Annotated in this window: 24 protein-coding genes; 17 read left to right on the top strand and 7 right to left on the bottom strand. The window is 63.7% G+C overall.

What is annotated here, in order from left to right:
• Positions 1-15: 15 nt before the first annotated feature.
• A complete protein-coding gene (locus tag J0W34_RS04805; protein WP_230970911.1) occupies positions 16-234 on the bottom strand; it encodes a (2Fe-2S)-binding protein in 219 nt (72 codons plus the stop codon).
• A gap of 29 nt (positions 235-263) precedes the next feature.
• Positions 264-452: a hemin uptake protein HemP gene (gene hemP / locus J0W34_RS04810; protein WP_227815844.1), complete on the bottom strand. Its 189-nt coding sequence runs from the start codon at positions 450-452 to the stop codon at positions 264-266.
• Between the two features lie 189 nt (positions 453-641).
• On the opposite strand from hemP, the gene J0W34_RS04815 reads away from it, so the two are divergent.
• Positions 642-1,340, top strand: coding sequence for a fumarylacetoacetate hydrolase family protein (locus J0W34_RS04815; protein ID WP_230970912.1), 699 nt, complete (start codon positions 642-644; stop codon positions 1,338-1,340).
• A gap of 51 nt (positions 1,341-1,391) precedes the next feature.
• Here J0W34_RS04815 and J0W34_RS04820 read toward each other — a convergent pair whose 3' ends face one another.
• From J0W34_RS04820 to pgi, 4 genes are read right to left on the bottom strand one after another with little or no spacing between them, the layout of a single operon-like run.
• On the bottom strand, positions 1,392-2,765 hold the full coding sequence (locus J0W34_RS04820; protein ID WP_227815846.1) for a malonyl-CoA decarboxylase: 1,374 nt from the start codon (positions 2,763-2,765) through the stop codon (positions 1,392-1,394).
• 35 nt (positions 2,766-2,800) lie between these two features.
• Complete coding sequence (lgt, locus tag J0W34_RS04825; protein WP_230970913.1) at positions 2,801-3,595, bottom strand: prolipoprotein diacylglyceryl transferase; 795 nt, start codon at positions 3,593-3,595, stop codon at positions 2,801-2,803.
• A gap of 4 nt (positions 3,596-3,599) precedes the next feature.
• The gene (locus J0W34_RS04830) at positions 3,600-4,253 is read right to left on the bottom strand and encodes a YceH family protein (RefSeq protein ID WP_230970914.1); all 654 of its coding nucleotides are present in this window, start codon (positions 4,251-4,253) and stop codon (positions 3,600-3,602) included.
• A gap of 57 nt (positions 4,254-4,310) precedes the next feature.
• Positions 4,311-5,960 (bottom strand): glucose-6-phosphate isomerase, encoded by a 1,650-nt coding sequence (pgi, locus tag J0W34_RS04835; RefSeq protein WP_230970915.1) that lies wholly within the window; start codon positions 5,958-5,960, stop codon positions 4,311-4,313.
• A gap of 192 nt (positions 5,961-6,152) precedes the next feature.
• Between pgi and ilvD the strand changes: the two genes are divergently transcribed.
• Both ilvD and J0W34_RS04845 read left to right on the top strand, forming a co-directional pair.
• Positions 6,153-8,003, top strand: coding sequence for a dihydroxy-acid dehydratase (ilvD, locus tag J0W34_RS04840; protein ID WP_227815850.1), 1,851 nt, complete (start codon positions 6,153-6,155; stop codon positions 8,001-8,003).
• A gap of 131 nt (positions 8,004-8,134) precedes the next feature.
• Entirely contained in the window at positions 8,135-8,524 is a 390-nt protein-coding gene (locus J0W34_RS04845; RefSeq protein WP_230970916.1) for a hypothetical protein, read from the top strand.
• 10 nt (positions 8,525-8,534) lie between these two features.
• Here J0W34_RS04845 and J0W34_RS04850 read toward each other — a convergent pair whose 3' ends face one another.
• Positions 8,535-9,161 carry a glutathione S-transferase family protein gene (locus tag J0W34_RS04850; protein ID WP_230970917.1) on the bottom strand — a complete coding sequence of 209 codons (627 nt, stop codon included), beginning with the start codon at positions 9,159-9,161 and terminating at the stop codon, positions 8,535-8,537.
• A gap of 425 nt (positions 9,162-9,586) precedes the next feature.
• Here J0W34_RS04850 and J0W34_RS04855 point away from each other — a divergent pair, with 425 nt between their 5' ends.
• The 14 genes from J0W34_RS04855 to hypB all read left to right on the top strand — a co-directional run bounded on the left by J0W34_RS04855 (position 9,587) and on the right by hypB (position 20,404).
• Positions 9,587-10,675, top strand: a complete 1,089-nt coding sequence (locus J0W34_RS04855; RefSeq protein WP_230970918.1) for a hydrogenase small subunit — start codon at positions 9,587-9,589, stop codon at positions 10,673-10,675.
• A 2-nt stretch (positions 10,676-10,677) separates the two neighbouring features.
• On the top strand, positions 10,678-12,531 hold the full coding sequence (locus tag J0W34_RS04860) for a nickel-dependent hydrogenase large subunit (protein ID WP_230970919.1): 1,854 nt from the start codon (positions 10,678-10,680) through the stop codon (positions 12,529-12,531).
• A 72-nt stretch (positions 12,532-12,603) separates the two neighbouring features.
• Positions 12,604-13,329, top strand: a complete 726-nt coding sequence (cybH, locus tag J0W34_RS04865; RefSeq protein WP_227815855.1) for a Ni/Fe-hydrogenase, b-type cytochrome subunit — start codon at positions 12,604-12,606, stop codon at positions 13,327-13,329.
• A gap of 137 nt (positions 13,330-13,466) precedes the next feature.
• On the top strand, positions 13,467-14,150 hold the full coding sequence (locus J0W34_RS04870) for a hypothetical protein (RefSeq protein ID WP_230970920.1): 684 nt from the start codon (positions 13,467-13,469) through the stop codon (positions 14,148-14,150).
• Positions 14,151-14,364: 214 nt separating this feature from the next.
• The gene (locus J0W34_RS04875) at positions 14,365-14,730 is read left to right on the top strand and encodes a HigA family addiction module antitoxin (protein ID WP_227815857.1); all 366 of its coding nucleotides are present in this window, start codon (positions 14,365-14,367) and stop codon (positions 14,728-14,730) included.
• Between the two features lie 179 nt (positions 14,731-14,909).
• Positions 14,910-15,545, top strand: a complete 636-nt coding sequence (locus tag J0W34_RS04880; RefSeq protein ID WP_230970922.1) for a HyaD/HybD family hydrogenase maturation endopeptidase — start codon at positions 14,910-14,912, stop codon at positions 15,543-15,545.
• 2 nt (positions 15,546-15,547) lie between these two features.
• Positions 15,548-15,853 carry a HypC/HybG/HupF family hydrogenase formation chaperone gene (locus J0W34_RS04885; RefSeq protein ID WP_227815859.1) on the top strand — a complete coding sequence of 102 codons (306 nt, stop codon included), beginning with the start codon at positions 15,548-15,550 and terminating at the stop codon, positions 15,851-15,853.
• A 2-nt stretch (positions 15,854-15,855) separates the two neighbouring features.
• Positions 15,856-16,320, top strand: a complete 465-nt coding sequence (locus J0W34_RS04890) for a thioredoxin domain-containing protein (RefSeq protein WP_227815860.1) — start codon at positions 15,856-15,858, stop codon at positions 16,318-16,320.
• 20 nt (positions 16,321-16,340) lie between these two features.
• Complete coding sequence (locus J0W34_RS04895) at positions 16,341-17,189, top strand: hydrogenase expression/formation protein (RefSeq protein ID WP_230970923.1); 849 nt, start codon at positions 16,341-16,343, stop codon at positions 17,187-17,189.
• A 33-nt stretch (positions 17,190-17,222) separates the two neighbouring features.
• A complete protein-coding gene (locus J0W34_RS04900; RefSeq protein ID WP_227815862.1) occupies positions 17,223-17,432 on the top strand; it encodes a rubredoxin in 210 nt (69 codons plus the stop codon).
• On the top strand, positions 17,432-17,929 hold the full coding sequence (hybE, locus tag J0W34_RS04905) for a [NiFe]-hydrogenase assembly chaperone HybE (RefSeq protein WP_230970924.1): 498 nt from the start codon (positions 17,432-17,434) through the stop codon (positions 17,927-17,929). Before J0W34_RS04900 ends, hybE begins: the two co-directional genes overlap by 1 nt.
• Complete coding sequence (locus tag J0W34_RS04910; protein ID WP_230970925.1) at positions 17,926-19,050, top strand: hypothetical protein; 1,125 nt, start codon at positions 17,926-17,928, stop codon at positions 19,048-19,050. Before hybE ends, J0W34_RS04910 begins: the two co-directional genes overlap by 4 nt.
• Positions 19,043-19,417, top strand: a complete 375-nt coding sequence (hypA, locus tag J0W34_RS04915; RefSeq protein WP_227815865.1) for a hydrogenase maturation nickel metallochaperone HypA — start codon at positions 19,043-19,045, stop codon at positions 19,415-19,417. Before J0W34_RS04910 ends, hypA begins: the two co-directional genes overlap by 8 nt.
• Positions 19,418-20,404 (top strand): hydrogenase nickel incorporation protein HypB, encoded by a 987-nt coding sequence (hypB, locus tag J0W34_RS04920; RefSeq protein WP_230970926.1) that lies wholly within the window; start codon positions 19,418-19,420, stop codon positions 20,402-20,404. It abuts the gene before it with no gap.
• Position 20,405 lies beyond the last annotated feature (1 nt).

Raw genomic sequence — 20,405 nt, forward strand, 5'->3', positions numbered from 1 at the left:
CCAGCCTGTCTTGATTCATATCGAGGCTTCCTGATAACCAAGCGGGAATGCCGGTGGCGTCGATGCCTGTTGTTCGAGCGCGCTCTCCAGGCATTCCTTCGCGTGGCAGCAGCAGGCGCCGCAATCGGAGCCGATGCCCAGGCAGCCGCGCAAGTCGCGCATGCGCCGTGCGCCATTTTGCGCCGCGCTGTGGATGTCGCTCTCGGTTACTGCATTGCACACGCATACGTACATTCGAGTCTGGCCCCTGTCGTGTCTTGTGACTATTTCGTGAGGATCAGCTTGCCGGCCTTGGTTTCCTGCAGGCGGTAACGGGTCCCACGGTGTTCGATGGTGACGCAGCTGCGACCGCGCAGCAGTTGCCGGCTTTCGATCGGCGCGTCAGTCTCGGACGCAGCAGTCGTGGCGGCGGCGTGCGAGGCGGGCGTGTCGGGGAGCTTGGGCGGCGTCATCTTTCAATCAACAATGAAAATACGAACGATTCGCATTTAATCAGCTGTGAGGCGGCAAGTCAACCTGAATGCGAAGCATTCGCATTGTTGTGGACTGCGTCCTGGCGACGAAAGCGCGGGGAGCGGTTTATAGTGAGGCGATGTTCATGACTGCCGGGTGTCCGGCAAGGTAACGCGAGGGAAAACACCATGGCTTTCGTGATTTCTGCGCCCAGGCAGGCGACCGTGCCGGTGGCCGGTCGATCGGATGAATTTCCGGTGCGTCGGGTGTACTGCATCGGGCGCAACTACGCCGCGCACGCCAGGGAAATGGGGGGATCGCCCGATCGGGAGCCGCCGTTCTTTTTCTGCAAGCCGGCGGATGCGGTCTATCCCGTCATCTCCGGTGAAACCGGGGACTGGCGCTATCCGGGCATGACCAAGGACGTGCACCACGAGATCGAAATGGTGGCTGCCATCGGCCGGGGCGGGCGCAATATCGTGGTGGACGCGGCGCTCGATCATGTCTGGGGTTATGGGGTCGGGCTGGATATGACCCGTCGCGATCTTCAGGCCGAACTCAAGGCACAAGGGCGTAGCTGGGAGGTGGCCAAGGCCTTCGATCACTCGGCACCGATGTCGGCCTTGCGTCCGGTGAGCGAGATCGGTCATCCAACCGCAGGCGCCATCTGGCTTGATGTGAATGGTGAGCGTCGCCAGACCGGCGATCTGTCGGACATGATCTGGTCGGTGGCCGAGGCCGTGGCAGAACTGTCGCGCTACTTCCTGCTCGCGCCGGGTGATCTGCTCATGACCGGAACCCCCTCGGGCGTCGGCCCGGCGAAGAAGGGGGATGTCCTGGTCGGTGGTGTGGAAGGCGTGGCCGAGCTTTCGATCAAGGTGCTCTGATGCGCGAGCCGGCCGGCGGGCCGCCTCCGACCACGCCGGCTGCCCGGGGGACTACTTCGCGAGTTTCCTGATGGCGTTCGAAGTTGCGACCGAACCTTCGGTGACAAAGGCTTCCACATTGGCTTCGATGGTGTCCGGGTCGTACAGGTAGTTCACCATCAGGCCAAAGGACTGCTTGATGCCCTTGGAGGAGGTGTCGCCCATCCAGTTGAGCCGTTCGATGCGCGCGCCATTGCCCAGATGGAAGCGGGCGACCGGGTCAAAGGGCAGGTCGCCCCGGCCGCGGCCAGAAACCAGATAGCGCGCGGCGACGCGGCTGAGCGCAGGCTGGAGCGCATCCGGCATGCCGGGCTGCTCCAGCCAGGTGTCTTCAAGCACCATCGCAAGCAGGGTGTCCGCATCGGCGGCAGGGACGCCCAGGTCGGTCAGTTTCTTCCATTCGCTGTCGGTCACCGCGTCATCGAGCACCTCCGGGTGCTCGCGCAGCCAGTGGCGCAGTCTCGGCATGGGCGAGAGGGTGGCGAACTGCTTGAGACCGGGTAGATCACGTTTCAGATCATCGACCACGCGTTTGAGCAGGAAGTTGCCGAACGACACGCCGCGCAGCCCCACCTGGGTGTTGCTGATCGAATAGAAGATGGCAGTGTTGGCCTTCTCCGGGTCGGCAAGGGGGGCCATCTCGTCGAGCAGGCGCTGAACGTTGCCGGCCAGCTCTTCAACCAGGGCGACTTCCACGAAGATGAGCGGCTCGAGCGGCATGCGCGGATGGAAGAACGCGTAGCAGCGGCGGTCGGCATCGAGGCGGTTCTTGAGGTCCATCCACGAGCGGATCTCGTGGACGGCCTCGTACTGCACCAGCTTTTCAAGCAGGGCGGCGGGCGATTCCCAGGTGATGCGGCGCAATTCCAGAAAGCCCACGTCGAACCAGGCATTCAGGCGCGCTTCGAGCTCGCGGTCGAGGGCCTTGAGTTCGGGGTCGTCCTTGAGAAAGCGCAGCAGGTCGGCGCGCAGGTCCACCAGGAACTTGACCCCCTGGGGAATGGCGTTGAACTGGGTGAGTATGCGGATGCGTTTAGAGCGCATGGCGGCCCGGAGGGAGGCCTCCGCGTTCCATTGCGCTGTCGTGCCGATGGCCTGTTGATAGGCTTCGTGCGCTTCGGCGACACGCGCCGGGTCGGGGCCGAATTCGAGCGCGATCATGCGCAGGAACGCGTGGCGGGCGTCGTCATCGAGCTGCAGGTAGGTGTGGGCGAGGCGTGCCGCACGCTGTCGCGTGGTGACTTCGCCGCCAGCGCCCTCGGCGCATTCCTGCAGCTGTTCGCGGATGCGATCCAGGTCGTGGGGTTCGAGATGGGCCTGCTCCTTGCCGCCCCAGGAGATGATGGCGCGCATGGCGTTGAGGCCACGGGATACGAGATTGGACATGGTGATGCCTCCGGAACGCGGACGTCTCTCGTGGATCAGTCCGCGGCGTTTCGGTTTGCCTGTACGAGCAGGGCGATGCCAATGCCGATCATGGGCACGCAAAGCCACTGTGCCGTGGTGAGATAGGGGGTGATCCAGCTGAAGATGCCCGGATCCGGCGTACGGAAGAACTCGGCCGAGAAGCGCAGCACGCCATAGCCGATCAGGAACATGGCCGAGGTGGCACGCAAGGGCCGGGGTATGCGGCTGTACCACCACAGAAGCAGGAACAGCAGCAGGCCTTCGCCCGCCATCTGGTAGATCTGGGAGGGGTGGCGCGGTAGGTCGTCCACGTGAGGGAAGATCATGGCCCAGGGCAGGTCGGCCGGTGCGACCCGGCCCCACAGCTCACCATTGATGAAGTTGCCGATGCGCCCGGCCGCCAGACCGGTGGGCACCAGCGGGGCGATGAAATCGGTCACCGCCCAGAAGCCCTTGCCATGACGCCGGCCATACAGCCACATGGCCACCAGCACACCGAGGAAGCCGCCATGGAAGCTCATGCCCCCTTTCCACACCGCGAACATCTCCAGCGGATGGCTGAAATAGTAGGCCGGCTGATAGAACAGGATCTCGCCGAGTCGCCCGCCCACGATCACACCCAGCACGCCGTAAAAGAGCAGATCGTCAACCTGCTGCGGCGTCCAGTTCAGGTCGGGCCGGCGCCGGATGTGCAGGCGGCCAAGCAGCATGAACAGGCCGAAGGCCGCCAGATAGGTGAGGCCGTACCAATGAACCTTCAGGGGGCCGAGCGCGAACGCGACCGGATCGATCTGTGGGTAGATGAGCATGGGGTCAGTCTTCGCCCAGGCTGGCCTTGAGCGCGTTGAGTTCGGCGCGCAGGGCCGCCACTTCGGCTTCCAGCGTCTCGACCCGGGCGGACAGGCCGCCGGCACCGCCCCCACCGCTGGCCACCGACGCCACCACGGCGTCCACGTCCACATCGCCACACATCAGGTGCGCGTAGCGGGTTTCCTTGGTGCCCGGGGCGCGGGGCAGGGCGAGCACCATCGGGGGGTATTTTTCTTCGAGATGTTCGAGCCCGGCCTGGACGGCGGCCACATCGTCAAAGCGGTGCATGCGTTCGCTGCGGGTGCGAAGCTCGCCCGCTGTCTGGGGGCCGCGCAGCATCAGCAGGGCCAGCAGGGCCTGCTCGGCCGGTGGCAGGGAATGACGCAGGCGAATCAGCTGTTCGTACTTGACCACGCGCGCGCCCTCTCGGCGACCGACCAGGCCGCGGGCGTGAAGGGATTCGACGGCATCGGCCACCGTGGCCTCGTCCAGACTCATCACCGGGTCGCGCCCGGTGAGCTGGTTGCACCCGTTGGTGAGCGCGTTGAGGCTCAGCGGGTACTGGTCGGGCGTGGTGTAGCCCTTCTCGATGAGCACGCCAAGTACGCGGGCCTCCTCGGCACTCAGATCAAAGCCGTCGGTGTTCTCTTCACTCATGGGGCATCCTGGTTCGGGGCAGACCCGAATGATAGCCGAGCACGTTGCAAAGGCGTGCTACGACGCGCGCAGACCCTCGCGGGTCAGGTCGATGAGCGCCCGGGTGGACGCGTCGGCGTCGTCCGGATAGCCGCCTTCGTCGTAGGCCGCTTCAATCCGTTTGGCCAGCTGTTTGCCCAGCTCGACGCCCCACTGGTCAAAGCTGTTGACCTGCCACAGAACGCCCTGGGTGAACACCTTGTGTTCGTACATGGCAATCAGCGCCCCCAGGCTGCGCGGGGTCAGTTCGTCGAGCAGCACCATGTTGGTTGGGCGGTTGCCTGCGAAGGTGCGATGGGGCGCCAGTTCGCGGATGCGGGCCTCGCTCACGCCGGCTTCGCGCATCTCCGCCACCGCCTGTTCGGTACTTCGACCCTGCATGAGCGCCTGAGCTTGGGCGATGCAGTTGGAGAGGATGACCTTGTGGTGGGCGTCCGGGCTCAGACGGTTGCGCACGCTGACGATGAAATCCGCCGGAATGAGCTCGGTGCCCTGGTGGAGCAGCTGATAGAAGGCGTGCTGGCCATTGATGCCGCTGTAGCCCCAGACCACCGGGCCGGTATGACGCTCGACCGGCTTGCCGTCACGGGTGACCGATTTCCCGTTGCTTTCCATGTCCAGCTGCTGCAGGAAGGCTGGCAGCTGACGTAGCCCGTGATCATAGGGCGAGACCAGTTGGGTGTTGGCGCCCATGCCGTTGATGTACCAGACGCCGATCAGTGCGAGCAGCACCGGCAGGTTTTCCTGCCATGGTGCCGTGCGGAAGTGATGGTCCATCTGGTGCGCACCGGCGAGCAGCTCGTCGAAGACATCGGGGCCGACCGAGAGCATGACCGGCAAGCCGATTGCGGACCACAGCGAGTAGCGCCCGCCGACCCAGTCCCAGAAGCCGAACATGTTGTCGGTGTCGATACCGAAGGCGGCGACCTTCTCCGCGTTGGTGGACACGGCGACGAAGTGTTTGGCGATGTCGGCTTCGCTGGCCCCCTGATCGAGAAACCACTGGCGGGCCGTGTTGGCATTGACCAGCGTCTCCTGGGTACCGAACGACTTGGACGCAATGACGAACAGGGTGGTGTTCGGATCGAGGTGCCTGAGCAGTCCGGTAATGAGCGTGCCATCCACGTTGGCCACGAAGTGGGTCCGCAGGCGGGGGTGGGCATGCGCGCTCAGCGCGTCGCAGACCATGCGCGGACCGAGGTCGGAGCCGCCGATGCCGATGTTGACCACATCGGTTATGGCCTCGCCGGTGCGACCCAGCCACTGGCCGTCGCGGACCTGGTCGGCAAAACGGCGAACCCGGGAGAGGACAGCGTGAACGTCGTCGACCACATTGCGTCCGCCGACCTCGAGGACGGCATCGCGCGGCATGCGCAAGGCCGCATGCAGGGCGGGGCGCTGTTCCGTGCTGTTGATGGACTCTCCGGCGAACATGGCGTCGATGGCCGTGCGCAGTCCCATGGCATCGGCCAGCGAGAACAGGGCCTCAAGGCCGTCGTGGTCGATGCGGTTCTTGCTGTAATCGAGCAGGACGGGGCCGCTGCGGACCTGCATGCGCTCGGCGCGACGCTCGTCGGCGGCGAAAAGGTCGCGAATCCGGTGGCTCTTGAATGCGTCTGCGTGTGCTTGTACACGGTGCCATGCGCCATGGCGTGTCGTTTGGGTCATGCCGCGATCCAATGCTGTTCTTGTGCTGCAATTGAAGTGACATTCATGGGGCAAACGTTAGCACATCGAGGTTCAATCCGTCTGCGGACGCTGCAGCGCAGCATGTCGATCGGGCAGCCCGTCACCCTGTCTGCGCGAGTGCTTTGGGCGGAGTACAATGTTGGGCTAAACCGAATCTGCGGAGACACATCCATGCCCCAATATCGTTCCCGTACCTCCACGGCCGGTCGCAACATGGCCGGTGCGCGTGCCCTGTGGCGCGCCACCGGCATGAAAGACGGCGACTTCGAAAAGCCGATCATCGCGGTGGTCAACAGCTTCACCCAGTTCGTTCCCGGTCATGTGCACCTCAAAGACATGGGCCAGCTGGTGGCACGGGAAATCGAGAAAGCCGGTGGGGTGGCCAAGGAGTTCAACACCATCGCGGTCGATGACGGCATCGCCATGGGTCATGGTGGCATGCTCTACAGCCTGCCCTCGCGCGACCTGATCGCCGACAGCGTCGAGTACATGGTCAATGCCCACACGGCCGACGCCATGGTGTGCATCTCGAACTGCGACAAGATCACCCCGGGGATGCTGATGGCCGCCATGCGCCTGAACATCCCGGCCATCTTCGTCTCTGGCGGCCCGATGGAAGCCGGCAAGGTGAAGTGGGAAAACAAGGTGATTGCGCTGGATCTGGTCGATGCCATGGTCAAGGCGGCTGATGACAGCTGTTCCGACGAGGAAGTGGCCGCCATCGAGCGTTCTGCGTGCCCGACCTGTGGCTCGTGCTCCGGCATGTTCACCGCCAACTCCATGAACTGTCTGACCGAGGCCCTGGGGCTGTCGCTGCCGGGCAACGGCACCATCGTGGCCACCCATGCGGATCGCCGTCGTCTGTTCGAGGAAGCCGGACGTCGCGTGGTGGAGATGGCCCGCCGTTACTACGAGCAGGACGACGCCTCGGTGCTGCCGCGCTCGATCGCGACCTTTGCGGCCTTTGAGAACGCCATGAGCCTTGATGTGGCCATGGGTGGTTCGACTAATACCGTGCTGCATCTGCTGGCAGCGGCGCAGGAGGCCAAGGTGGATTTCACCATGGCCGATATCGACCGGATCTCGCGCAAGGTGCCGTGCCTGTCCAAGGTGGCCCCGGCGGTGCCGGACGTGCATATCGAAGACGTGCACCGCGCCGGCGGCATCATGGGCATTCTCGGCGAACTCAATCGTGCCGGGCTGTTGCACAGTGATACTCATACGGTCCACAGCAAGACGATGGGCGATGCACTCGCCCGCTGGGACGTGATGAAAGCCCATGACAATTCCGTGTTCGATTTCTATCGCGCGGCCCCCGGCGGGGTGCCGACTCAGGTGGCCTTCAGCCAGGACCGCCGCTGGAACGAGCTGGACATGGACCGCACCAAGGGGGTGATCCGCGACAAGGCCAATGCCTTCAGCCAGGAAGGTGGTCTGGCCGTGCTTTACGGCAACATCGCCGAGAAGGGTTGCATCGTGAAGACGGCGGGTGTGGATGAGTCCATCTGGACCTTCACCGGCCGTGCCCGTGTGTTCGAAAGTCAGGATGCCGCCGTCGAAGCCATTCTGGGTGAACAGGTGGTGGCTGGCGATGTGGTCATCATCCGCTACGAAGGCCCGAAGGGCGGGCCCGGCATGCAGGAGATGCTCTACCCGACCAGCTACCTCAAGTCCAAGGGGCTGGGCAAGGCGTGCGCCTTGCTCACCGATGGCCGCTTCTCGGGCGGCACCTCGGGGCTGTCGATCGGGCATGCGTCGCCGGAAGCAGCCATGGGCGGCGCCATCGCGCTGGTGGAAGAGGGCGATACCATCGAAATCGATATCCCCAATCGCACGATCAATCTGGCCATCAGTGACGACGATCTGGCCAAGCGCCGTGCCGCCATGGAGGCCAAGGGGGCTGATGCCTGGAAGCCCATCGGCCGTGAGCGGGTGGTGTCGCAGGCCTTGCAGGCCTATGCGGCGCTGACCACCAGTGCCGACACGGGGGCGGTCAGGGATCTGTCCCAGCTGCAGCGCTGAGCGCCGCGGTTCGCCTGATCAACAGGGTCGCTTCGGCGGCCCTTTTTCATGACACCGCCGGCCGGTGGTCGGCGCTGTTGAACCAGTCCCACGTCCTGTCGTCATTCAATGAAACGGGCGAGGAGCGTGTCATGGCGTCTGAACAGCGAGAAACCCTCATCCTCCGGGTGTGGCCATGGCTCACCCGGTTGGCGGTCGCCATGGCGGTTGGCAATCTGCTGATGGCGGTCGTGGTGCGCCTGTGGGGGCCGGCGCTGCACCCGGTGTTTGTCGATCCGCATACCTGGTTGCTGTTTCTGGTGACCGGCTTGTCACTGGCCGCTCAGGCCGGCCTGATGCGATACACCCAGCACGTACTCATGCGCGAGGCGGCCAACCTGCAGGCCCGGCTGGGCGCGCGCGAGCGCCATCGACGCATCGTGCATCGAAAGACCCGGCTGCTGCGCCATCTGGGGCGCCATCGACGTGTCGGTGCGCAGCTCTCACCCATGGTGACCAGCGGTCTGCGCGACGGGGCGTGAAGGACCCGGTTCAGGCAGCAGGACGCTGCTCGCGCGCCTGCGCTCGCGTCACGGCCGGTCGGGCCAGGTGGCGTTCCATGTAATCGAGCAGCACGGAAGGGACGATCTCGAGTTTGGCGGACTGTGCCCAGGCCAGACAGTGGGTGATCACGATATCCGCAATCGAGAACTGCTCACCCGCGACAAAGGATCGGCCAACCAGATGCCTGGCCAGTAGTGAGCAGGCGCTGGCGAACTCCCAGCGGCAGGTCTCTTCGATGGTGGCGTTGCGCCGAGCGGCAGGCAGCACAAATCGATGCTTTGCGATCGTCCACAGGGGTGGCTCCAGTTCGGTCAGCCCGAACATCAACCATTGCAGGGCCTCTGCCCGTGCCGTACCGGCGGCGGGCATGAGCTGCGCCTCTGGAAACTTCTCTGCCAGCCACAGCAGCATCGCGCCGGATTCGGTCATGGCCGTGCCATTCTCGACCAGGGCGGGCACCTTGCCGGCCGGGTTGATCTTGAGAAAGTCGGGTGAGCGTCCTGCGCCGCGAAACAGGTCGATCAGCACGTACTCATATTCTGCGCCAGCCTCTTCGAGCGCCCACACCGCGCGCAGCGAACGGGAATTCGGGCAGCCATATACCGTCAGCATCATGTTTTCTCCGGATGAACGGCCCTCATTGTAGTGGGCTGACGCCCGATGTGGGTGGTCGTGTGCTTTCCGATCCTGCTGCCAAACAAGCGCTTGAAAAGGCGTGGCAGGTCGCGCAGGCCAGTGGGTGTGACGGGGCTCGTATCACGCCCGGACCGTGTTGATGACAGGGTAATCGTCCCGATCTGCCGGCGCGGGCAGGCTTGAATCGGCATGTGGATGGAAGGCGCGCGCCCGGAGGTGGAAACTGGTAATCCACTTTCCAGTACAGGGGCGCTCGGGCCGTCGGGGTGATTTGTAACCGCCTGAAACCACGCGGGTTTTGAGGCATCGGTTGCGGGTGGCACGGATCTTGAGTCTATGTGCCCGTTGATGCGTGTCCGGATCAGTGGATGGCACATCGAATAACACCCAATGGGAGACGCCCGATGACCGAAACCTTTTACGAGGTACTGCGCCGCCAGGGGATTACGCGCCGCAGTTTTCTGAAGTTCTGCTCGTTGACCGCCACGTCGCTCGGACTGGGTTCCGCGTTTGCGCCGAAGATCGCGCATGCGCTGGAAAACAAGCCGCGCACGCCGGTGATCTGGTTGCATGGCCTGGAATGCACCTGCTGTTCCGAGTCGTTCATCCGTTCCGCCCACCCGCTGACCAAGGATGTGGTCCTGTCCATGCTGTCGCTCGATTACGACGACACGCTGATGGCCGCGGCCGGTCATCAGGCCGAGGCGATTCTCGAAGAGGTTCGCCGCAAGTACAAGGGCAACTTCATTCTGGCCGTGGAAGGCAACCCGCCGCTGAACGAGGACGGCATGTTCTGTATCCACGGTGGTCGTCCGTTCATCGAGGTGCTCAAGGAGACGGCCGCGGATGCCAAGGCCATCATTTCCTGGGGCTCGTGTGCTTCCTGGGGCTGTGTGCAGGCCGCCAAGCCGAACCCGACGCAGGCGACGCCGATTCACAAGGTGATTCACGACAAGCCCATCATCAAGGTGCCGGGCTGCCCGCCGATCGCCGAGGTCATGACGGGGGTCGTGACCTACATGCTGACCTTCGACAAGATTCCCGAACTCGATCGCCAGGGGCGTCCGAAGATGTTCTACGGCCAGCGGATCCACGACAAGTGCTACCGCCGTCCGCACTTCGACGCCGGTCAGTTCGTCGAGGAGTGGGACGACGAGAACGCGCGCCGTGGCTACTGCCTCTACAAGGTCGGTTGCAAGGGCCCGACCACGTACAACGCCTGCTCGACCGTGCGCTGGAACGAGGGGACGTCCTTCCCCATCCAGTCGGGTCACGGTTGTATCGGTTGCTCGGAAGACGGCTTCTGGGACAAGGGTTCCTTCTACGACCGTCTGACGGATATCAAGCAGTTCGGCGTCGAGAAGAATGCCGACGAGGTGGGTCTGGCTGTGGCCGGCACCGTGGGCGCCGTGGCGGCGGCTCATGCGGCCGTATCCGCACTGTCGCGTGTGCGCAACAAGCCGGGTTCTGACTTGCCGAAGGGAGACAACTAATCATGGCAGCATACGAGACTCAAGGGTTCCGGCTGGACGACTCCGGCCAGCGTGTGGTCGTCGATCCGGTGACCCGTATCGAGGGGCACATGCGTGTCGAAGTGAACCTCGACGAGAACAACGTGATCCGCAACGCAGTGTCCACCGGCACCATGTGGCGTGGCCTCGAAGTGATCCTGAAGGGGCGCGATCCGCGCGACGCCTGGGCCTTCGTGGAGCGCATCTGCGGGGTGTGTACCGGGTGTCACGCGCTGACCTCGGTGCGTGCCGTCGAAGACGCGCTGGGCATCCAGATCCCGAAGAATGCGCACCTCATCCGCGAGATGATGGCCAAGACCCTTCAGGTCCATGACCACGCGGTGCACTTCTATCACCTGCATGCCCTGGACTGGGTGGATGTGGTCTCGGCGCTGAGCGCTGATCCGCGCGCCACCTCCGAGCTGCAGCAGGTTGTGTCGCCGTCGCATCCGCTGGCATCCCGCGGCTACTTCCGCGACATCCAGAACCGCCTGAAGAAGTTCGTCGAGTCCGGCCAGCTGGGCCCGTTCATGAACGGCTACTGGGGCAACCCGGGTTACAAACTGCCGCCTGAAGCCAACCTGATGGCCGTGGCGCACTATCTGGAAGCGCTGGATCTGCAGAAGGAGTGGGTGAAGGTCCACACCATCTTCGGCGGTAAGAACCCTCACCCGAACTATCTGGTCGGGGGCGTGCCGTGCGCGATCAACATCGACGACACCGGCGCGGTGGGTGCGATCAACATGGAGCGCCTGAACTTCGTCAAGGCGCGTATCCAGGAGATGATCGACTTCAACAACAACGTCTACATCCCGGACGTACTGGCGATCGGCACCATCTACAAGAACGCCGGCTGGCTGTACGGCGGCGGCCTGTCTGCCCTCAACGTGGCGGACTACGGTACGTACGAAAAAGTCCCCTACGACTTTTCCACGCATCAGCTGCCGGGCGGTGCCATCATCGATGGCAACTGGGACGACATCCAGGAAATCGATCCGCGTGATCCGGAGCAGGTGCAGGAGTTCGTCAATCACTCCTGGTACACCTACCCTGACGAGAACAAGGGCCTGCACCCCTGGGACGGCATCACCGAACCGTTCTACCAGCTCGGCCCCAACACCAAGGGCTCGCGCACCAACATCAAGGAGCTCGACGAGGGCGGGAAGTACTCGTGGATCAAGTCGCCGCGCTGGCGTGGCCATCCGATGGAAGTGGGGCCGCTGGCGCGCTACATCCTCGGTTACATGCACGCCACGAAGGGCAACAAGCATTGCCAGCGCGTCAAGGATCAGGTCGATTACTCCGCTCGCATGATCAACCGCGACATCCCGCGTCTGCTCGGCATGCCGGACACCGACTACGGGCTGAAGCAGCTGCTGCCGACCACCATCGGTCGCACCCTGGCGCGTGCACTGGAAAGCCAGTACTCGGCCGAAATGATGATGGACGACTTCAACGAGCTGATCGACAACCTCAAGGCGGGCGACTCTGCCACCGCGAACGTCGAGAAGTGGGATCCCGCCAACTGGCCGAAGGAAGCCAAGGGGGTTGGTACCGTGGCAGCGCCGCGCGGCATGCTGGGTCACTGGGTCAAGATCAAGGACGGCAAGATCGAGAACTACCAGTGCGTCGTGCCGACCACCTGGAACGGTTCGCCGCGTGACGGCAAGGGGCAGATCGGTGCTTTCGAAGCCTCGCTCATGAATACCCCGGTCGAACGCGCGGAAGAGCCGCTCGAGATCCTGCGTTCCCTCCACTCCTTCGATCCGTGTCTGGCGTGCTCAACGCACGTGATGAGCCCGGATGGTCAGGAGATGGCCGAGGTCAAGGTTCGATAACGCCAGAGGGGCGGGGCGTCACGGCCGCAGGACGGTTGCGACGCCTTCCCGCCCCGCTAACGGAGGTGACACATGTCTCATAAAAACATGGCTGACGTCACGGGGGTGGATGACAATGCGGTGGCGCACGCCTCCAGCATCAAGGCCATCTACGTGTATGAAGCTCCGGTCCGCATCTGGCACTGGATCAACGCGCTGGCGATCACGGTGCTGTGCATCACCGGCTACTTCATCGGCTCTCCCTTGCCCTCGGTGCCGGGTGAAGCGAGCAACAACTTCCTCATGGGCTACATCCGCTTCACGCACTTTGCAGCGGGTTACGTGTTTGCCATCGGGTTGGTGGGGCGCGCCTACTGGGCCATCGTGGGCAACCACCATGCCCGCGAGTTGTTCAGCGTGCCGATCTTTACCGTGGCCTACTGGCGCGAACTGTTTTCCATGCTCAAGTGGTACGGCTTCATGCGGCCCTATCCGAACCGCTACGTGGGTCACAACCCGCTGGCACGGATCTCCATGTTCTTCGGCTTCCTGCTCATGGGTGTCTTCATGCTGTGCACCGGTTTCGCGCTTTACGGCGAAGGGGCGCAGGAAGGCCACCTGATGCACACGCTCTTCACCAGTTGGGTGCTGCCGCTGTTCAGCAACTCCCAGGACTTGCATACCTGGCATCACGTGGGCATGTGGGTGATCATCTGCTTCGTGATCCTGCATGTGTATGCGGCAATTCGCGAAGACATCATGGGCCGCCAGAGCATCATCAGCACCATGATCAGTGGGTTCCGCATGTTCAAGAACTGAATGTTTGTGTGATATTTCGCAAACTCGAACGGGATTGAAAGGCGGCGCGTGACTTGCGCCGCCTTTTCCCGTTCACCGGTCATATATTCTTGCCGTTGGAATAATCAAAAAACATTTCAATACAGAGAGGCGAGATCATGGAATTGCGTATCGGCGCAGATGATCTGGATGCAAAAGACCTGACCCTGGTCCGTTCCACGTCGCGACTGCACACCCGCGCATGGGTGTGGGTCGATTCCTTCTTCGATGCCGACCTGTGGCTCGTTGACCTGACCCGGCCGCAGGACAAGACCCCCGCCGACATGCTGGCCGACGCACGGGTGGCCTGTCTGGACAACTCGCTCGAGCATGCTTCCGCCGGTCTCAAGATCGTCACCAAGCCCCTCAAGGCCGTGCACCTCATGCGCCTGTTCGATTCGGTCATGAACCGGACGGGTGGGGTGGACGCCGTGGCCGAGGCCCGGATCATCACGCCCGCGCCACAGCCGGCCGCGCCTGCCGATGCCCGCATCGTCGACGTCCCCGGCGAGGCCGCCGCGCCGGCGGCAGATACGCCGCCCTGGTTCGGACGCAAGGTGCGTTTGCTCAAGTCCCCGAATCTGGCCAAATATCCGGTGTCGGTCGAATTGCTGGGCTGGCTGGAGACCATGCAGGCGAAGCCGGTGGATGTTCAGATCATTCACGATACCTTGCCGCTCGATCGCGACATGCTCCAGGACCTGCTCAATGAAGCGGCCAAGGGAGGCGCCCTGGTCGACGAGGCCGGTCAGCGGATCGCGCCCATGGTCAGTACCAAGAAGAGCCGCTTCAAGATCTGGTAACGCCCGCTCCACGAGTGGAAAGCCGATTTCCATCCCGCGGGCTGACTTGGTCAGTCAGATTGCCGTGCTTCTGGCCTGTGTTTCACTCATGTCTCTGTTTTTAATGAAAAACCCTGGCTGGCACGATGCTTGTTAGGTAGACCCTGCAGGACGTGCCCACGTCCTGTCTGACAATGCGTCAGTGGTTCCCTCTACTTTGCAAGCTATGAATGCGATGCAACGCGCGGACGACGGTCCGCGCGCCCTTTTTCCTGATGCGTCACCCAAGGATTTTCGCGCCAGCTCGCTGGGGCGAACGCCGGTCCATCCCGGGTATTTTCTCGAGACGCGCTTCATGCGTCCCGCGCGAATCTCTCAGGATGCACTCGCTCGTGCCTTGGGCATCTCCCGGCGCCGCGTGAATGAACTGGTGCGGGGGCGTCGTGCGTTCACGCCGGACACGGCGGTGCGACTGGGCATCTACTTCCATACCGATCCACGCATGTGGATGGCCATGCAGGCGGCCTGGGATGTTCATCAGGCGTGGCGACAACTCGAAGCGCAGGGCGACCCGCTGGCGCTGGAAGTGCTTCAAGACTGACAGCGCGCTTTCCAATGTGAAAGCGAATTGATCGGTACTTCACTGTGAAAGCGCCGGAATAAATCGCAGTCGAAAACTTAAATCCCTGTTTTATAAACACTATCGATTCCGGTGGTCAGGGTGGCACGCCGGTTGCTCTGTAACGCTTCATGTAACACTGACAAAGTGAGGCGTTGTCCATGAGCAATCGTGGTGATTCCATTCTGGTTCTCGGGATCGGCAACCTGTTGTGGGCCGATGAAGGTTTTGGTGTGCGTTGCGCCGAAGCGCTTCAGGCGGGGTGGTCCCTGCCCGACAATGTGAACATTCTCGATGGCGGCACGCAGGGGCTCTACCTGCTGCCCTACGTGACCGAGGCCCGGCACCTGATCGTCTTCGATGCCATCGACTACGGGCTCGAGCCCGGCACCCTGAAGGTGATCGAGGGCGACGACGTCCCCCGCTTCATGGGCGCCAAGAAGATGAGCCTGCACCAGACCGGCTTTCAGGAGGTGCTGTCCTCCGCCATGTTGATGGACGGTCTGCCCGAGTCTCTGGTGCTCATCGGCGTTCAGCCCAAGGAGCTGGAAGACTACGGCGGCAGCCTGCGCCCGGAAGTGCGTGCCCGCCTGCCCGAGGCGCTTCAGATTGCACTCTACAAGTTGCGCAGCTGGGGGGTGGAGCCGGTGGCCATCGAGGCCGCCGAAGATGCATCGCCTTTGAATCTGAACGACTACGAGGCCGGGCGCCCCGACGAAGAAGCCGCCTGCCGCATCGGCGACGATCGCTTTCTCGCGCGCATGGCCGAAGGTCATCCGACCGACGTGGAGCTCTGATCATGTGTATCGGCGAGCCCGTTCGCATCGAGTCGGTCGAGGGCATGGTCGCGCAGTGTCGTGACCGCTTCGGCGACCTGCGTACCATTGACCTGTTGCTGGTCGGCAAGCAGCCCGTCGGCACCTGGCTGCTGGTGTTCCTGGATGCCGCGCGCGACGTCATCGACGAAGCGCGAGCCCGGATGGTGCGCGAGGCCCTGGAGGCGGTCACCGCCGTCATGGCGGGTGGAGCGCTCGATATCGACAACGCATTTGCCGACCTCATCGGTCGCGAACCCCAACTACCCGATTTCCTCAAGGGAGGCTGAACATGGAACAAGACATCCTGAGCCCCGATGCCGAGCGCTTTGCCACGCTGCTCGAGCGTCTCAAACGCGACCACGACATCGAGACCCTGGACGAGAACACCGCCGAGGCCTTCGGTGACGGCCCCGGCGACAGCCTGACCCTGGTGATCGAGGACGTGGTCCGCACGCCCGAGGTGTGGGATGTGGCGGTCGTGCTCCCCGAGGCGCTCAAATCCATCAAGCAACCCCTGCGCGCCGGTATCGCCACCCTCGATGCCAGCCGTCAGCTGTCGGCCAAGTACGGCGTCAAGCGCTTCCCGGCCATGCTGTTCCGTCGCGATGGTGAATACGTGGGCACCGTCGAAGGCATGCTCGACTGGGGCTATCTGGTGGCCGCCATCGAACGCAAGCTGGGAGAAGACACCCAGCGCCCGCCGAGCATCGGCATTCCTGTCAAAGGCCCGTCTGCCGGTACCGGCTGCCACTAACGGAACCCCTGGAGAGATTCATGAAAGATTTTCCGATCCCCGTCGTCAGCTTTGGTCCGGGTTCCCAGCAAGAGGATGAAGAGCTCGAGTACATTGCCGCGCCGGGCGAAATGTCGGTGTTCAACACGCCGCAGTACCCGGCCACCGAAAACCCGGTCACCCGCGATGCGGCGGTGGCGGTGCTCCAGGACCTGCTGGCAAAGATGAAATCCACCCCGTTCGAGGGCGATGTGGCCATTGACATCGGCCGTCTCGATCCCGAGGTGTTGCGTCTCGTGAACGACGCGCTGGGCGAGGGCGAGGTGGGTGTGACCGTGGCTGGTGACATGCCCCTGCGCATCCAGGAGACCGTGTTTGCCGGTGTCTGGAGAACCCTGTCCGACGCGCATGGCGACGTGGCGCTCATCAACCGGATCGAAGCGGGCCCCATGCCCGCCGCCGTGATCAATGCCGGTCAGGCGGACGCGATGGCCGCGGTCGAACCGCCGCCGGTGACCGAAGGCGTGATGAATGCGCCGGCGGTGCTGAGCGAACTCAACGATGTCGTGGCCCGTCGCCAGCCGACCGATCCGGCGCACATCATCAACCTGACCTTGCTGCCCATGACCCCGCAGGATCTCGACTATCTGGGCGCTGCCCTCGGTGTCGGACCGGTGGTGATCCTGTCCCGTGGCTATGGCAACTGCCGCATCACCAAGACGCGTTTGCGCGACACCTGGTGGGTGCAGTACTTCAACAGTACGGACAAGTTGATCCTCAATACACTCGAGGTGACGCGCCTGCCTGACGTGGCGCCCGCGGCCGAAGAGGATTACGCTGACAGTATCGAGCGCCTGGGCGAATGGATTCAGGCCCTGCTCGACGATTAATCACCTCGCCGCCTGAGCGAGGAGGAGACTTTGATGTTTGAAGGCAGTTATCTGGGTGACAACGGCCGGATTGCCGACGATGCCAAACTCGAATGCGGCATCTGCTGGCAGGTCTATGACCCGGCCGAAGGTGACCCGGTGTGGCAGATTCCGCCGGGAACGCCGTTTGCAGCGCTCCCGGAGCACTGGACCTGCCCCAATTGCGACGCGCCGCGCGAAAAGTTCATGGTGGTGGACGCCTGATGAACGCGCCGGAAACCTTCTTTGCGGAAAGCCCCGCCGAGACGGTGCGCCGCATTTTCGAGTGCATTGACCGGGAGCGCATGCACGATGTGCCGCTGTGCAACCGGGCACTCGAGGTCGAGACCGTTGGTTTCCGCCACTGGGAAGGCCTCTGGGTGGGCGTGGTGATCACGCCGTGGGCGATGAACCTCATGGTCTTGCCCGCCGGAAGCGAGTCATTTGCGCCCTTGCGTGTGGGTCAGGAGCACGAGTGGGCGTTTCCCTCCGGGGCGTATCCCTTCATGGGAAACAATGAGCCGGGCCTCGGCGAATATCACTACTGCTCGCTGTTCTCGCCCATGGACGATTTCATCGACCAGGCGGTGGCGCGTGAAGTGGCAGAGGCCTCGCTCGACGAGCTGTTCGTCGCGCCCGAGCCCGAGACGCCACCCGAGCCGCAGCCACTCGATCGTCGCGCTTTCCTGCGCAAGGCGCTTGGCCGCAAGGACGCGGAATGACACAGGTCCCCCTTCACCTCGTGGCGCAGTGGCGTGACGGCCGGGTCGAATCGGTCGAGGCAATCAATGCGCGCCCCATGGCGGCAGGCTTGCTCAAGGGCAAGTCGCCGGAAGAGGCGGCGCAGATGGCCGGGGTGTTGTTCAGCCTGTGTGGTGTGGCCCAGCGTCATGCCGTCCTGGCTGCCTGTCAGGCGGCGCGGGGTGAGGCGTATGCAGTGGATGTCGAGACCGAGCGGGCGCTGGCCATCGAGGCTGCGCAGCTGCACATGTGGCGTGCGCTGCTCGATTGGCCCAACCTGTTCGGCATGGCGCCGGTGCGCGACCGCTTCGGGCTCCTGCACCGTGCCCTGAGCCAGGTGCGCGACAAGGCCAGCGCGTTCGAGGTGGGTGGTCACGTGCTGAACCTCGTGGGCAACGAGTTGCTCAGTGGTTTCTTCGTGACGATGCGCGAGCCGCGCAACCTGACCGAGTTTTCGGCCACCTGCTCACGCGCGGGCACCGTGGGCAAGATTCTTTCGCAATTGATTGATGCGGGGGCCAGCGATCCGCTCGAAGAGACGTTGCCCTTGCTGCCGTCCTTGCGTGCCAGCGACCTGATCGAGGCCCTGCCCAACGGCTGGCCCGACGAGGACTTTTGCCGGGCGCCGCAGCTGGCCGGGCAGGTGTATGAGACGGGGCCGCTGGCGCGACAGGTGAGCAACCCGCTGGTCGCCCGCCTGATCACGCATCGGCACCGCATTGCGGCCAGGCTGTTTGCCCGCCTGGTGGATCTGTCGGACTGTGCAAGCCGTATGCGTTACCCCCTGCCGACCGACATGCCGCCCATGATCGACGCGGCCAGTCTGGGCGATGGGGTGGGTCTGGCGCGGGTGGAAACGGCCCGTGGCGTGCTGCTGCACGCGGTACGGCTGGAGGGCGACGCGATCGCCGACTATGCCGTGGTGGCGCCGACCGAATGGAATTTTCGCCCCGGTGGCGTGTTCGAACACGAAGGGGCGGGTTGGGATGCGCCGGACCCGACCTATGCGCGCTGGCGCATCCAGGCGCTGGCGCTAGCGCTCGACCCCTGTGTGAATTTCGAGGTCTCGGTGAAGACCGATGAGGAAGTGGCCCATGCATGAAATGTCGCTGGCCGAAGGCATTCGCAGCATTGTTGAGGAGACCGCGCAGGCACAGGGTTTCGCCCGTGTGAAAGCGGTGGTGATCGAGGTGGGACAGTTGTCCTCGGTGGAAGTCGAGTCGCTGAAGTTCTGTTTTGACGTGGTGATGCGCGGCACGGTGGCCGATGGCGCGCGTCTGGATATCGAGACCGTGCCCGGCACCGGCTGGTGCATGCCCTGTGGCAAGTCGGTGCCGATCAAGGCCCTGTACGACCCTTGCCCCGATTGCGGCAGCTACCAGGTGCAGGCCACCGGTGGCACGGAGATGCGCGTGGTCGCGCTGGATGTGGATGGTGCGCCCGAGCGCGCCGCCGAAGGAGTCGAGTGAATGTGTACCGTGTGTGGATGTGGCGCCGGCGAGGTGACCATCGGACGCAAAACCCCCCAGGCCGAGCCGAGCAAGGCGCCCACCATGGGCTTCAAGCCGGCGGCGACGCATGAGCACAGCCATGATCATGCGCACGATCACCCTCATGATCACGGCCATGGCCACGATCATGACCACGTGCACGTGAGTGAAGGCGCCATGCACTTTGGTCACGGCCCGGCCCGCGCCCATGCGCCGGGTCTCTCGCAGGGTGAGATGGTGCGCATCGAGCGCGACATCCTGGGCAAGAATGATTCGCTGGCGAATGTGAACCGCAAGTGGTTCGACGATCACGGTATCTTTGCGCTCAATCTGGTCTCCAGCCCGGGCTCCGGCAAGACTACCTTGCTGTGCAAGACCATCGAATCGCTCAAGGGGCGCATGCCCGTGGCAGTGATCGAGGGCGACCAGCAGACTGAATTCGACGCCGATCGCATCCGCGCCACCGGTGCGCCGGCCCTGCAGATCAACACCGGCAAGGGCTGTCATCTGGACGCCGCTATGGTGGGGCAGGCCATGCCGCGCATGGATCTGGAGGACAACTCCCTGCTGCTGATCGAGAACGTGGGCAACCTGGTGTGCCCGGCGGCGTTCGATCTGGGCGAGGCGCACAAGGTCGCCATCCTGTCGGTGACCGAGGGCGAGGACAAGCCGCTCAAGTATCCGGACATGTTCGCGGCTGCCGACATCATGATTCTCAACAAGGTGGATCTTCTGCCCTATCTGAGCTTTGATGCTGACAAGGCGGTTGAATTCGCACTTCGCGTGAATCCGAACCTCAAGGTGTTCCGGGTCTCGGCGACCACGGGCGAAGGCTTCGATGCCTGGTTGGCATGGATTGACGCGGGCGTCAGCGCGCAGCAGGCGAAGCTGTCGTCGCAGGTCGAGTCGCTCAAGGCCCGGGTGGCCGACCTCGAGCGTCGGCTGGCCGGGGCCGGAGAGGCCTGAT

Origin of the sequence: Nitrogeniibacter aestuarii, assembly GCF_017309585.1 — a bacterium.
GTDB classification, from domain to species: Bacteria; Pseudomonadota; Gammaproteobacteria; order Burkholderiales; family Rhodocyclaceae; genus Nitrogeniibacter; species Nitrogeniibacter aestuarii.